At 67.6% G+C, this 13777-nt stretch carries 11 protein-coding genes; 8 read left to right on the top strand and 3 right to left on the bottom strand.

What is annotated here, in order from left to right; all coding sequences use genetic code 11:
- Positions 1-7 precede the first annotated feature (7 nt).
- A complete protein-coding gene (locus AC2YJX_RS10705; protein WP_487256024.1) occupies positions 8-1387 on the bottom strand; it encodes an ATP-binding protein in 1380 nt (459 codons plus the stop codon).
- Positions 1384-2148, bottom strand: coding sequence for a response regulator (locus AC2YJX_RS10700; protein ID WP_487256023.1), 765 nt, complete (start codon positions 2146-2148; stop codon positions 1384-1386). The genes AC2YJX_RS10705 and AC2YJX_RS10700 overlap by 4 nt, the downstream gene beginning before the upstream one ends.
- A 189-nt stretch (positions 2149-2337) precedes the next feature.
- Here AC2YJX_RS10700 and AC2YJX_RS10695 point away from each other — a divergent pair, with 189 nt between their 5' ends.
- Positions 2338-2973 (top strand): hypothetical protein, encoded by a 636-nt coding sequence (locus AC2YJX_RS10695; RefSeq protein ID WP_487256022.1) that lies wholly within the window; start codon positions 2338-2340, stop codon positions 2971-2973.
- Positions 2974-3025: 52 nt separating this feature from the next.
- Entirely contained in the window at positions 3026-3997 is a 972-nt protein-coding gene (locus tag AC2YJX_RS10690; protein WP_487256021.1) for an alpha/beta hydrolase, read from the top strand.
- A gap of 67 nt (positions 3998-4064) precedes the next feature.
- Here the strand turns inward: AC2YJX_RS10690 and uvrA are convergent, their stop codons facing one another.
- On the bottom strand, positions 4065-7121 hold the full coding sequence (gene uvrA, locus AC2YJX_RS10685; RefSeq protein WP_487256020.1) for an excinuclease ABC subunit UvrA: 3057 nt from the start codon (positions 7119-7121) through the stop codon (positions 4065-4067).
- Between the two features lie 113 nt (positions 7122-7234).
- Between uvrA and cysC the strand changes: the two genes are divergently transcribed.
- The 6 genes from cysC (at position 7235) to AC2YJX_RS10655 (ending at position 13643) form a co-directional block, all read left to right on the top strand.
- The gene (gene cysC / locus AC2YJX_RS10680) at positions 7235-7831 is read left to right on the top strand and encodes an adenylyl-sulfate kinase (RefSeq protein ID WP_487256019.1); all 597 of its coding nucleotides are present in this window, start codon (positions 7235-7237) and stop codon (positions 7829-7831) included.
- A 193-nt stretch (positions 7832-8024) separates the two neighbouring features.
- On the top strand, positions 8025-9203 hold the full coding sequence (locus AC2YJX_RS10675) for an MFS transporter (protein WP_487256102.1): 1179 nt from the start codon (positions 8025-8027) through the stop codon (positions 9201-9203).
- Positions 9204-9331: 128 nt separating this feature from the next.
- Complete coding sequence (ssb, locus tag AC2YJX_RS10670; RefSeq protein WP_055400317.1) at positions 9332-9892, top strand: single-stranded DNA-binding protein; 561 nt, start codon at positions 9332-9334, stop codon at positions 9890-9892.
- 314 nt (positions 9893-10206) lie between these two features.
- Positions 10207-10782, top strand: a complete 576-nt coding sequence (locus AC2YJX_RS10665) for a hypothetical protein (protein WP_431151245.1) — start codon at positions 10207-10209, stop codon at positions 10780-10782.
- A gap of 86 nt (positions 10783-10868) precedes the next feature.
- Positions 10869-11582, top strand: a complete 714-nt coding sequence (locus AC2YJX_RS10660) for a Bax inhibitor-1/YccA family protein (RefSeq protein WP_436129387.1) — start codon at positions 10869-10871, stop codon at positions 11580-11582.
- Positions 11583-12002: 420 nt separating this feature from the next.
- Positions 12003-13643 carry a hypothetical protein gene (locus AC2YJX_RS10655; RefSeq protein ID WP_228897149.1) on the top strand — a complete coding sequence of 547 codons (1641 nt, stop codon included), beginning with the start codon at positions 12003-12005 and terminating at the stop codon, positions 13641-13643.
- Positions 13644-13777 lie beyond the last annotated feature (134 nt).

Below are 13777 nucleotides of genomic sequence, written 5' to 3'. Positions count from 1 at the left end.
CATCCGTTCACGCCGTCGCAGGCTCACCACCCGGCCCCGTCTGCGGTAGCACCAGCCGCGCGCGCAGCCCCTGGCCGGGGGCGCTGTGCAACTCCAGCGCACCCCCCTGGGCGCGCGCCACGCGCTCGGCAATCGCCAGCCCGAGCCCGGCCCCCGGTGCGCCCGCACGCGCCGTGCCGCCGCCACGTGCAAAAGGCTGGCGCATGCGGTCGATCTCTTCGGCGGTGATGCCGGGGCCCTGGTCCTGCACCTCCAGCCATACCTGGGTGGCGTCTGCCCCTGTGCGCAGCACCACCGGCGGCGCACCGTGGCGCCAGGCGTTTTCCACCAGGTTGTCCAGCGCGCGGCGCAGGGCCTGGGGGCGCACGGGCACGTCGGGCAGGGCCCCCAGTTCCAGCACCAGCGCGCGGCCATGGTCGGCCTGCGCCTCGGCCACGGCCTGGGCCAGGTCGTTGAGCGATGCGGTGGTGGGCGCCTCGGCCTCACCGCTGCGTGCGAACTGCAGGAACTGGCCCACGATGCCATCCATCTCGTCGATGCTGCGCGCCATGCTGGCCGCCAGCGGCGCATCGACCTGCGCGCCGGCAATCTCCACCCCCAGGCGCAGCTTGGTCAGCGGCGTGCGCAGGTCGTGCGACACACCGGCCAGCATCAGGGCGCGCTCGTGGTCGGCGGTGGCCAGGCTCTGTGCCATCTGGTTGAAGCTGCGCGCCACGGTGGCGATTTCTTCGGGCCCATCATCCGGCAGGGTTGCGGGCGGCTGGCCTTGCGCCAGTTGCTGCGCCGCGCCCACCACCTGCACCAGCGGGCGGTTGATGTGGCGCTGCAGCCACCACGCGCCCAGCAGCGCCAGCAGCATGCTGGCCAGCGTGGCGGCCAGCCAGGCGCCGGTGAACTCACGGGTGGGGAATACGCTGGGGAGGTTGAGCCAGTAGTCAGTGCCCTCGTGCACCATGCGCAAGGCCAGCACCCCGGTGCTGTCGCGGCGCCACACAGGTTGCGGGGGTTGTGTTTCAGCATCGCCCGCCCCCAGGCGGCGCGACACCGCCTGCACAAACTGCCGCTCCAAGGGCGACAGCAGACCGCGCCGCGCTGCGCTTTCTGGCAGAGCGGGCGGTGTGGCCTGCGCGGCCTGCCGGTTGAACGCCTCCACAAACGCCACGCGCTGCGCCGGAGGCAGCGCCTGCAGCCCGGCCCGCAGCGCAGTCACGTTGCGCGCCACGCCATCGGCCACCTGCGCCACACGGGGCTTGAAGATCATCTGCCGCACCAACACCGCCGCCACCAGCTGCCCCAGCACGATGAGCACGGCCATCAGCAGCAGGTTGCGCCCGAGCAGGCTGCGCGGCCAGAGCCCCCAGCGGCGGGTGGTTGCGAAGGCCATCATGGCTGGCGCCCCCCGCCCGGCGCAGTGCCATCGGGCACAAACACATAGCCCACGCCCCATACGGTGCGGATGTGGCGCGGCTGGGCCGGGTCGGCCTCGATGAGCTTGCGCAGGCGCATCACCTGCACGTCGATGCTGCGGTCGGTGACGGTGTGGTCGGGCCCGTAGGCCAGCGCGATAAGCCGGTCGCGCCCGAGCGGTCGGTGTGGCTGCCGGGCCAGCGCCTGCAGCAGCGCGAATTCGCCGGTGGTCAGGGGCACGTCCTGCGCACCGTGGCCGTCGTTCCCGTCGTTGCGCTCCAGCCGGCGCTCGTCCAGCCACAGCGTGAACGCGCCAAACACAATGCGCCCACCCGCCTGGCGCGGCCCGGTGTGGGCGCCCAGCACACGCTGGCGCCGCACCATGGCCTGGATGCGGGCCAGCAGCTCGCGCGGGTTGAAGGGCTTGGGCAGGTAGTCGTCGGCGCCCATCTCCAGCCCCACGATGCGGTCCACCGGGTCGCCGCGCGCGGTGAGCATGAGGATGGGAATGGTCTCGCCCTGCGCACGCAGGCGGCGGCAGATGGCCAGGCCGTCCTCGCCCGGCATCATCACGTCGAGCACCAGCACATCGAAGCGCTCGCGCTGCAGCAGCACGTCGAGCGGGCCCGCGCCATCGACCGTGCGCACGGTGTAGCCCTGGTCGCTGAGGTAGCGCTGCAGCAGGGCACGCAGGTCGGGCTCGTCATCAGCGACCAGGATTTTGGCCAGGGGGTCGGTCATGGGGCAGGGAGCAACGTGGCAAGTGAAGGCGGCGTGGTGGCAATGGTAGGCGCTACTTGGACGGTACGGCGCGCCATGCACCCCCAGCCATGACAAGGCATGACGGAGCCGCCGTCGTTTGTCATGGTTTGTCATACATCGGCGGATTTCTGCCATCAATGGCTCACACCCGGGACCCACAGTACAGCCATGCCACACCCCAAGGCAAACCCCAAGGAGTTGACCACCATGCCTTTGCTGCCCCACCCCGCTGACAACGACCTGCTACCCAGCCCCGCGCTGGCAGCGGGTGTGCTCGTGTTACCCGCCCTCGCCACCCTGGGGCTGAGCGCCGTGCTGGCGCTGGCAGCCCCCACCGAAGCGCAGGCCCGCACCCGCCGGAGCGTGGAACACAACGCCGATGGCAGTACCACCGCCCACACCGGCGTGGCGCGCAGCGGCCCGAATGGTGCGATGCTGCGCGGCCGCACCGCCACCACCGATGGGCAGGGCAACGGCAGCGTGACCCGCCGTGGCGCCACCGTGGGCGCGCAGGGCGGGGTGGCCGCACGCCAGGGCAGCACCACCCGCAGTGTTGACGGCAGCGCCAGCCACAGCGGCACGGTGTCCGCCCAGAATGCCCAGGGCAGCCTGCACAGCAGCGGCGGGGCGAGCCGCAATGCCGACGGCAGCGTGGAGCAGGCCCGCAGCACCACCGCCACCAGTGCGGCCACCGGCAACAGCGTGCAGACGCAGAGCAGCTACAGCAAGGACAGCGGCTTGAGCCGCAGTGCCACCTGCTATGACGCGAGCGGCACGGCCATGGCTTGTCCGACGCGGCCTTAACACCGTCTGGACCCAGCCATCGATTGCCCCCTTTGACCTCAGGAGCCTTGCCATGTCCCTGCGCCGCACCCTCACCTTGACCACCCTCGCCGCGCTCACGCTGGCCACCGCCAGCGTGCAGGCCCAGACCACCACGCACAACGGCGGCCGCCTGCGCGCTCTCATCGCACAAAAGCAGGCAGCCGCCGCACCGGCAGCCCTGTCTGCAGGCGTGCAGCGCATCGCCGATGTGCCCTACGGCACCGACCCGGCACAGCGCATGGACGTGTATGTACCCACCAGCCCCACCACAGGCACCAACAGCCTGGTAGCCAGCGCGGTGCGCGCGCCGGTCATCTTCATGGTGCATGGCGGCGGCTGGCGGCATGGCGACAAGGCCATGGGCCGCGTGGTGCAGGAGAAGGTGAACCGCTGGGTGCCCAAGGGCTTCATCCTCATCTCCATCAATTACCGCATGCTGCCCGACGCGCCCGTGGCCGTGCAGGAGCGCGATGTGCAGGCCGCCCTCATGGCCGCGCAGCAGCGCGCGGGCACCTGGGGGGGAGACCCGAGCCGCTTCATCCTCATGGGGCACTCGGCCGGGGCCCACCTGGTGGCCCTGCTCAATGCCAGCGCCCCGCAGGCACTGCGCGAAGGCGCCTGGCCGTGGCTGGGCACGGTCTCGCTGGACAGCGCCATGATGAACGTGCCCGCCCGCATGCGCGCCCCGCACCTTCCGCTGTACGACGACGCCTTTGGCACTGACCCTGCTTATTGGGTAGCGATGTCGCCCTTCCACCAGTGGACGGCGGGCGCTCCGCCGATGCAGATGGTGTGCTCCACCCAGCGTGCGGACGACCCCTGCCAGCAATCCGATGCCATGGCCCGCCACGTGCGCAACCAGGGCGGCCGCGCCGAGGTGTTGCCGCAGGACCTGGACCATGGCGAAATCAACGCCCAACTGGGCCTGGACAGCGACTACACCCGCGCGGTGGAGGCCTTCATGGGATCGCTGGACGCTGAGGTGGCCCGTCGCTTGCAGTGATGCAGCGGCAATTTGATACTGAATCAATAGCTGCTAGCGCTTTATAGACAAGCGCTAGCAGCCATTTTCATTCATATTTCGCCTGCAGGTAGGGCACCAGATACCGCCCCGTATGGCTGGCCGGGTTGGCCGCCAACTCCTCCGGCGTGCCCACGCCCACCACGGTGCCACCGCCCGCACCACCCTCCGGCCCCATGTCGATGAGCCAATCGGCGGTTTTGATCACGTCGAGGTTGTGCTCGATGATGACGATGGTGTTGCCCGCGTCGCGCAGCTGGTGCAGCACCTTGAGCAGCAGGTCGATGTCGGCAAAGTGCAGGCCCGTGGTGGGCTCGTCCAGGATGTAGAGCGTGCGGCCGGTGTCGCGCTTGGAAAGCTCCTGCGCCAGCTTCACGCGCTGCGCCTCGCCACCGGAGAGCGTGGTGGCCGCCTGGCCCAGGCGGATGTACGACAGGCCCACATCCAGCAGCGTCTGCAGCTTGCGCGCGATGGTCGGTACGTCCTTGAAGAAGGCGGCGGCGTCTTCCACCGTCAATTCCAGGATCTGCGCGATGTTCTTGCCCTTCCACAGCACTTCCAGCGTCTCGCGGTTGTAGCGCTGGCCGTGGCAGATGTCGCAGGGCACGTACACGTCGGGCAAGAAGTGCATCTCCACCTTCACCACGCCATCGCCCTGGCAGGCCTCGCAGCGGCCTCCGGCCACGTTGAAGGAAAAGCGCCCGGGGCCATAGCCGCGCTCCTTGGCGGTATTGACCTCGGCCATCAGCTCGCGGATGGGGGTGAACAGGCCGGTGTAGGTGGCGGGGTTGCTGCGCGGCGTGCGGCCAATGGGGCTCTGGTCGACGTTGATGACCTTGTCGAAGTACTCGATGCCCACGATCTCGTCGTGCGCGGCAGGCTCTTCGTGCGCGCGGTACAGCTGGCGGGCCACGGCGGCGTACAGCGTGTCGTTGACCAGCGTGCTCTTGCCCGAGCCCGACACGCCCGTCACGCAGGTGAGCAGGCCCACGGGGAAGTCCACCGTCACACCCTTCAGGTTGTTGCCCGTGGCGCCTGCCACCCGCAGCGCCTGCAGGGCGCCCTGGCGTGCGTGGTGCTCGGCCATGCGTTCGGCGCGGCGTTTGCTGGCTTCGGTCTGCGGAAAGCGCGACTTGGCCTTGGCCTCCACCACGGGTGCAGCCTGCTCGAGCACCGGCAGCCAGGGCGTGCGGCGCGGGGGCACGGCAATCGAGCGCACGCCCGACAGGTACTGGCCCGTGAGCGACTGTGTGTTGCCACGCACTTCGTCGTACGTGCCCTGCGCCATCACGCGCCCGCCGTGCACGCCCGCACCGGGGCCCATGTCGATCACATGGTCGGCGGCGCGCATCATGTCTTCGTCGTGCTCGACCACGATCACGCTGTTGCCGATGTCGCGCAGGTGTTTGAGCGTGGCGATCAGGCGGTCGTTGTCGCGCTGGTGCAGGCCGATGCTGGGCTCGTCCAGCACGTACATCACGCCCGTCAGGCCCGATCCAATTTGCGAGGCCAGGCGGATGCGCTGCGCCTCGCCCCCGGAGAGGGTCTCGGCGCTGCGGTCCAGGCTCAGGTAGCTCAGGCCCACGTCGTTCAGGAACTGCAGGCGCGTGGCGATCTCGCGCACGACCTTGTCGGCGATCTCGGCCTTGGCGCCCGTGAGTTGCAGGGCCTTGAACCAGGCATGGGCATCGCTCAGCGTGGCGTGGCTCACTTCAAAGATGGCGCGGGCCTGCTCGCCCTCGCCCAGCCGCACGTGGCGGGCTTCGCGGCGCAGGCGCGTGCCGTGGCATTCGGGGCAGGGCTGGGTGCTGCGAAAGCGCGCGAGGTCCTCGCGCACCACCACCGAATCGGTCTCGCGGTAGCGCCGGGACATGTTGGGGATGATGCCCTCGAACGGGTGCTTCTTGGCATACACCTTGCCCTTGGAGGCACCGCTGTCCATGATGTAGCTGAAGGCGATTTCTTCCTCGCCCGAGCCGTGCAGGATGGCGTGCTGCACCGGCGCGGGCAGCGACTCGAACGGCGCCTCGATGTCAAACGCGTAGTGCTTGGCCAGGCTCTCGAGCATCGCAAAGTAGTAGCCGTTGCGCCGGTCCCAGCCCTTGATGGCGCCGCTGGCCAGGCTCAGCGTGGGGAAGGCCACCACACGCGCCGGGTCGAACACATCACGCTGGCCAATGCCGTCACAGGCCGGGCATGCGCCCATGGGCGAGTTGAACGAGAACAGGCGCGGCTCCAGCTCCGGCAGCGAATAGCTGCAGACGGGGCAGGCGAACTTGCTGCTGAACAGGTGCTCTTGCCCCGTGTCCATCTCCAGCGCCAGCACGCGGCCATTGCCCTCATGCCCGCCCACGCGCAGCACCGCCTCGATGCTCTCGGCCAGGCGCTGCTGCAGGTCGGCGCGCACCTTGATGCGGTCGATCACCACGTCGATGTTGTGCTTCTCGGTTTTCTTGAGCGCGGGCAGGTTCTCGTGCTCGTAGATCTGGCCATCCACCCGAAAGCGGACGTAGCCCAGCGCCTGCATCTGTGCGAACAGCTCGGTGAACTCGCCCTTCTTCTCGCGCGCCACGGGCGCCAGCAGCATGAGCTTGGTGTCTTCGGGCAGGGCCAGCACGGCATCCACCATCTGGCTCACCGTTTGCGCGGCCAGCGGCAGGTTGTGGTCGGGGCAATACGGCGTGCCAGCGCGGGCGTACAGCAGACGCAGGTAGTCGTGGATCTCGGTCACCGTGCCCACGGTGGAGCGCGGGTTGTGGCTGGTGGCCTTCTGCTCGATGGAAATCGCGGGCGAAAGGCCTTCGATCAGGTCGACATCGGGCTTGTCCAGCCGCCCCAGGAACTGCCGCGCATAGGCCGACAGGCTCTCCACATAGCGCCGCTGGCCCTCGGCATACAGCGTGTCGAACGCCAGGCTGGACTTGCCCGAGCCCGACAGCCCGGTGATCACCACCAGCTGGTTGCGCGGGATGTCGAGGTCGATGTTCTTGAGGTTGTGCGTGCGCGCCCCCCGGATGCTGATGCGCTGCTCACGCAGGGCGCGGGCGAGGTAAAGGCCGCTGCTGTCGGCAGCTTGGGCATCGGTGGGGGAATGGGAGTCGGTCACGGAGTGGGGAAACAGCAGGGAAACCGACCATGATAGGTCAAGCCCCATGCCCTGTGTTGCAGCTGCTGCCATGCCAGTACCATTGCACGCCACATTCATTTGCCAACGCCAAAGTGACCGACCCCACACCACCCCACGTCCCCCATGTCCATGCCCAGGCGCTGACCGTGACCCGTGCGGAGCGCGAGCAGCTGGGAGGCCACCCCGGCCGGGTGGTCTGGCTCACCGGCCTGTCGGGTGCGGGCAAATCGACCATTGCCAATGCGCTGGAGCGGGAACTGAATCGCCAGGGCAAACGCACCTACATCCTGGACGGCGACAACATCCGCCAGGGGCTGAACCGGGATCTGGGGTTTTCGGACGCGGACCGGGCAGAGAACATCCGGCGTGTCGCACAAGTGGCCCGCCTGTTTGTGGACGCGGGCGTGATCGTGGTGGTGGCTTTCATTTCGCCCTTTCGTGCAGAACGCCAGGCGGCCCGGGAACTGTTTGCCCCAGGCGACTTCCTGGAAGTGTTTGTCGATGTGCCGCTGGCACTCGCCGAAGAGCGCGACCCCAAAGGCCTGTACCGCAAGGCCCGCACGGGCGAGTTGCGCCAGTTCACGGGCATTGATTCGCCCTACGAGCCACCGCTGGCCGCCGAGCTGGTGCTGCCCACAGCCCAGCTCACGCCCCAGGAATGCGTGCAGCGGCTCTGCGCTTTGCTGTGAGCCTTTGGGCCGGTCAGCCATGCCTTGCTGGCCGTGCCACGCCCCGCACATGCCCACGCGAATCACAACTCCTGCCCAATGGGCGAAAATCCCTGCTTTACCTGCCCCATAGGGCACCACCGTGCCGGATTCTCCTTCTTCACTTGCGGGCGCTGCCCCACCGCCCCTGTCGCCATCGCCTTCCGGCAACGCCATGACCCCGCAGGAGCGCCGCTCCAGCCTCAGCCTGGCGCTGATCTTTGCGCTGCGCATGCTGGGCCTGTTCCTGGTGTTGCCCGTGTTTGCGCTGGAGGCCCGCAAATACCCCGGTGGGGATGACCCCGCGCTGGTGGGGCTTGCCATGGGCATCTACGGCCTGACGCAAGCCGTGCTGCAGTTGCCGCTGGGCATGGCCTCCGACCGGTTTGGGCGCAAGCGCGTGATCGTGCTGGGCCTGCTGGTGTTTGCGGCGGGCAGCCTGCTGGCCGCGCTGGCCGATTCGCTCACGGGACTGCTGGTGGGCCGCGCGCTGCAGGGCGCCGGGGCCGTATCGGCCGCCGTGACCGCCCTGCTGGCCGACCAGACGCGTGATGCCGTGCGCACCAAGGCCATGGCGCTGGTGGGCGGCAGCATCGGACTGATGTTTGCCGTCGCGCTGGTGGCCGCACCGGTGCTGACAGCCCACATCGGGCTGACGGGCCTGTTTGGCCTGACCTGCGCCCTGGCGCTGGCGGGCGTGGCGGTGGTGATCTGGTGGGTGCCTGCAGAAACCGCGCAGCACCAGAATGCGCCCCGGGGCCGCCTGGCCGATGTGTGGGCCCACCCCGACCTGCTGCGCCTGAACCTGGGGGTTTTCGTTCTGCACACCGTGCAGTTGTCCATGTGGGTGGCCGTGCCGGCCATGCTGGTGCAGGCGGGCCTTTCCAAAGACCACCACTGGCAGGTCTACCTGCCTGCGGTGGTGCTCTCGTTTGCGGCCATGGGCGGGCTCTTTGCGCTGGAGCGCGCGGGCCGCCTGCGCGCCGCCCTGCTGGGTGCCATCGCACTGGTGCTGCTGGTGCAGGCAGGCCTGGGCCTGCTGGCGGGCAGCGGCAGCACACCCACACTGTGGGTGCTGGGGCCGTTGCTGTTTGTGTTTTTCTGCGGATTCAACGCGCTGGAGGCCAGCCAGCCCAGCCTGGTGTCGCGCATGGCGCCGCCGCAGCTGCGCGGCGCGGCGCTGGGCAGCTACAACACGCTGCAATCGCTGGGCCTGTTTGCGGGCGGCGCGCTGGGCGGCGCCCTGGTGAAATGGGCCGGCGCGCCGGGCCTGTTTGCCGCCACCACCGTGCTCACGGCCCTGTGGCTGGTACTGACCTGGCCCCTGCGGCCCGTGGGGCGCGGCGGCCACTGAGTGGTGGATCGAGCCATGCCGCCAGAGCTTCCATTGCGAGCCGGTTGCGGCACAATGGCGCGTTTGGCGCCCGGAATCCTTCTCCAAATCCGGCGCTTCTTTCATCCCTTTAAGGCAAAAACAGCACCATGGCATCCGTAAACAAAGTCATCATCGTCGGCAACCTGGGCCGCGACCCTGAAATGCGCACTTTCCCCAGTGGCGATCAGGTGGCCAACGTGACGATTGCCACCACCGACAAGTGGAAAGACAAGCAGTCTGGCGAAATGAAGGAAGCCACCGAGTGGCACCGCGTGGTCTTCAACGGCCGCCTCGCCGAGATCGCTGGCCAGTACCTGCGCAAGGGCTCGCAGGTGTACGTGGAAGGCAGCCTGCGCACCCGCAAGTGGACCGACCAGAGCGGCGTGGAAAAGTACAGCACCGAAATCCGTGCTGACCAGATGCAGATGCTGGGCAGCCGCCAGGGCATGGGCGGCGGCCAGGGTGGTGGCCAGCAAGGCGGCGGATACGACGATGGCGGCTACGGCGGTGGCGACCAGGGCGGCGGCTACGACCAGGCCCCCCGCCGCGCCGCGCCCCCACCACGCCCCATGGCGGCCCCTGCCCAGCGCCCTGCGCCTGCGCCCGTGGCACAGCCACCCCGCGCAGCTTCGGGGTTTGACGACATGGATGACGACATCCCCTTCTAAAAGCCGCGCTTTCCAGCTTTTGCAAAAAGGCCCGCAGCACAGACGCTGCGGGCCTTTTTTTGCGCCCGCATGATGGTCAAGAAGCGCTGAGAGGCTGAGGCAACGGCACGCGGCGCTTCTTCTACAACGGCCAGCGCCCTCCCCACCCCCTCAGTTTGTCCAGTGCGGCACGGGGACAACGGCGCCAACACTTTCTTACACCGGTTGCGCCCAACTCGAAGATCATCGGGCGCTTGTTGGCGGCTGGCCTGCGGTGCCGCCAGCAATTTTTGGTTAGTCACAACAACATTCAACAGCACAAGAGAGGGATAGCCATGCCAGGCTTTGTTCGCAAGATTTTGATTTTCATCACCGGTTACGCGTGGCTGCTGCTACTGGCCGGGCCTGGCCTGATCGGCCTGTCGCTGTACAGCGGCTGGAAGGCCGATGGCGACCATGCCTACGCAGCGCGGGAAAGCCTGCAGACCGTGACAGGCACGGTGACGCAGGCTTCGGAGGTCACTGTCAAGCGCAAGCGCCGCGCTACCAAGCAGTTCTACGAAATCAGCGTCCAGCCCGATGGCGCAGGCGCCGAGGCCCGCAAGCTGCGCATCGACTACAGCACACCCCAGGAACTGGTGGGCAACCTGATCGACGAAAAGATCACCGCTTTGGTGGACAAGAGCGACAACGACCTGGTGTACGAAGTGGCGGTCGATGGCAAGCCCGTGATCAGCTATGAGACCACCAGGCAGCGCCTGCAGGCCGAGGCAGCGTCCTCCGCCAGGTCCTTCAGCGGCGCTGGCACCTGGATCTTCGCGATCCTGCTGACGCTGATCGGCGCCGCCGGTGTGTGGTCCAACCGCAGGCTGCGTGCAGCGGACTCCAGCCAGCAACTCAGCGCGGCCTGAGAATTTTTCACAGAGAGGGAGGGAGGAGGCGCCTGGTGCGCCCCTCCCGTGATTTCACAACCAACACACAGAGCGAGGAATACGCCATGAATCCCAATGTCCTGACCCCTTCGACGCCGGAAGGCGCACCGTTTGAACGGCGCGATTTCATCGTTGCTACCTACAAGCACCTCGGTGTGGCCATGCTGGCCTTCGTGGTGCTTTCCGCCGTCCTGATGGCGACCGGATTTTCCGGCACAGCGGCCAAGATGCTGCTGGCCAGCGGCAACAAGTTCCTGTGGCTGGGCGTCATGGGCGCGTTCATGCTGGTGGGCTGGCTGGCCTCGTACATGGCCGACAACGCAGAGAGCTCGCAAACACAGCTGATGGGCCTGGGCCTGTATGTGCTGGCCGAAGGCCTGATCTTCGCGCCGATGTTCGGCATCGCCCAGATCGTGGCCCCCGGTGCCATTGGCGCTGCGGCCTTCATCACGCTGCTGCTGGTGGGCGCGCTCACCTGGACGGCGTTCACCACCAAGACCAACTTCTCGTTCCTGGGGGGCATCCTGAAGGTGGGCGGCCTGGTGGCCCTGGGCACCATCATTGCCGGCGCCATCTTTGGCTTCAAGCTGGGCATCTGGTTCTCGGGGATCATGGTGCTGTTTGCCGGCGCCTGCGTGCTGTACGACACTTCGCGCATCATCCACGACTACCCCGCCGACCGCCCTGCGGGCGCTGCGCTGCACCTGTTTGCATCGATCGCGCTGATGCTCTGGTACGTGCTGCGCATCCTGATCAGCCTGGCGACCAACGACGACTGAGCCGCCATCCTCGAAGCCCCGTGCTGTGGCAAGGGCCGGCTCCTGCAAAGGTGTCGGCCCTTTTCTTTGCAGCAGGCTAAATCCAAGAAAAATCAGGCTCTAGCGCTTGATGAACAAGCGGCAATAGCTATATTATTGATAGCAACTGATCGCAAATGCATTCAGGTGCACCTGACAGGCGTGGCCCAGCCGACATCCGAGGTCGCATTCCCCGTGGGCGCACCGCAGCCCCACAGCCCGCCGCCCAACTCCGGCATGCCATTTTCCTGTCGTCCCTTGCGCCCGCTGCTGGCACAATTAGAAACAGCAAGACAGCCAGCATGCACCAGTGCGCGCTCGCTGGCCCGTCGATAACGCCTCGCGCGCCACGGCGGCATCTCGACGACTCCCCATTACCCACTGATCCTCTTTCTGTCCATCATGCGCAAATACTTCTGGCTATCCTTGACCTGTGCGGCCCTGCTCGCCAGTTGCGGCGGCGGCTCGTCCGACGGCGAAGACGTGGGCCCCGCCCCTGGCGTACAGCAATACCCCGGCGGTGTGTGGGAGGGCACGGTGGGCACCGGCGCTGCGCAGCGGCAGGTGGTGGGCTACATCGATCCCGGCCCGCTGGGCACCGGGGGCGAGTTCTACATGGCACGCGAGGCCCCGGGCGCAGCGGGCTTTGATGCGTTTTACGGGCGCCTGAATGTCAACGTCACGGCAGTGCTGGCCACTGGCGTCACGTACTACTCGGTCCAGGACGGCAAATTTGCCACGGGCCTGACGCTGCGTGGCACGGCATCGAACAGCGGCAAGATCGGCCGCACCGACGGCATCAGCGGCAATTACTCCGACCCGGTGCAGACGGCGGCTGCGTCCGGCGCGGTGGTGCCGATCAAGCTCTCGTACAGCAGCCTGAACTTCCACCCCGCACGCGCGAGCCTGGTCGAGGGCACCTACCGGGGTACCGGCCTGTTTGGCGGTGGATGGGTACTCACCGTCACCCCACAGGGCCAGCTCTCGGGCCGTATCGGCGGCTGCCTGGTCACGGGCACGGCCACGCCACGCGCCGCAGACTCCCCGCTGTATTCGATGACGCTCAATCTGTCGGGCGACACCACCTCCTGCGAGGCCAGCGGCACGCAGCAATCCGGCATCGCCGTGCTGCGGTTTGATGCGGCAGGGGTGCCCAACGGCATCTGGGTGTTCACGCGCAATGCGACGGGCCCGAACAACACCTTCACCCTCAACGGCATTGCCGACCCCCGCACCACCGTGCCGCCTTCCACCACGCCGTTGTCGGTGGCAGGCAACTGGCAGGGCTCCTTCACGCTGCCTGCAGGCGTGATTGGCGATACGACCGTCTGGGGCAGCGTGCTGCCGGACGGCGGCCTGTTCTTCTACACCAACAGCAGCCTGGACCACAACGCGCTGTATGGCCGCCTTATCCGCTACGAGAACAACGTCACGAACAACCGTTTTGTGACGGCCAACGATGGCGTGTTCTTCAACCGCCTGCTGGCCAACACGGGCGCCTACAACGAGTCCGTGCTGATCGACGGCACGCTCCAAAGTGGCGATGGCACCAGCACCGCCGGCCTGTTCAGCGGCAGCTTCAGCTACCCAACGCAGCCAGGCGGTTTCCCCACCCGCTTCAGCGTGACGCCCGACCCGCTGTACGCCCTGCCCTCCGGCAAGGTGCCCAACGCGGCTCTGATCGTTGGTACCTACAAGATGGCTGGCACGGGTTTTGGTGGCGACACCACAACGCTGACGGTGTTTGCCGATGGCGCCATCACGGGCCTGACCACCAGCGGCTGTGAAGTGGCGGGCAAGCTCCTGGGCGAACTGGGCAGTGGTCTGAACCTGTACCGCGTCGAGGCATTCGGCTACCTCAACAGCCCCAACGCACCCATCACCTGCGGCCTGTCCTCAGGCCCGCCGCAGTCCGGCTCGGCATCGGCACAGTTCGATGCGAATGGCAAGGTCATTGGCCTGCGCATTCTGACTGCCGGGTTGTCCGTGGCTGGCACACGTGCCCACACCGTGTTTGTGGGCGCCAAGCAGACCACGCCGTAACGGCAGGGAGCACCCCTCGCGCTAGGCGGGGGGTGCTGCAACCGGGCAATCACTGCGGTGCCCCCGTGATCGGCCCATGGGCCTGGGCTTACAGCGCCTTCACCCCGCGCAAGCGCCATGTGGCACGCAGACAG

The sequence above is a fragment of the Acidovorax sp. SRI_002 genome (assembly GCF_057586455.1).
Note: the sequence above shows the minus strand (reverse complement) of the source record. Positions and strands in the feature narration are given on the sequence as shown.

Bases quoted from the DNA above. Each gene is read 5' to 3' on its own strand.
- AC2YJX_RS10705 (WP_487256024.1), bottom strand. From the start codon at position 1,387: ATGATGGCCTTCGCAACCACCCGCCGCTGGGGGCTCTGGCCGCGCAGC.
- AC2YJX_RS10700 (WP_487256023.1), bottom strand. From the start codon at position 2,148: ATGACCGACCCCCTGGCCAAAATCCTGGTCGCTGATGACGAGCCCGAC.
- AC2YJX_RS10695 (WP_487256022.1), top strand. From the start codon at position 2,338: ATGCCACACCCCAAGGCAAACCCCAAGGAGTTGACCACCATGCCTTTG.
- AC2YJX_RS10690 (WP_487256021.1), top strand. From the start codon at position 3,026: ATGTCCCTGCGCCGCACCCTCACCTTGACCACCCTCGCCGCGCTCACG.
- AC2YJX_RS10675 (WP_487256102.1), top strand. From the start codon at position 8,025: ATGACCCCGCAGGAGCGCCGCTCCAGCCTCAGCCTGGCGCTGATCTTT.
- ssb (WP_055400317.1), top strand. From the start codon at position 9,332: ATGGCATCCGTAAACAAAGTCATCATCGTCGGCAACCTGGGCCGCGAC.
- AC2YJX_RS10665 (WP_431151245.1), top strand. From the start codon at position 10,207: ATGCCAGGCTTTGTTCGCAAGATTTTGATTTTCATCACCGGTTACGCG.
- AC2YJX_RS10660 (WP_436129387.1), top strand. From the start codon at position 10,869: ATGAATCCCAATGTCCTGACCCCTTCGACGCCGGAAGGCGCACCGTTT.
- AC2YJX_RS10655 (WP_228897149.1), top strand. From the start codon at position 12,003: ATGCGCAAATACTTCTGGCTATCCTTGACCTGTGCGGCCCTGCTCGCC.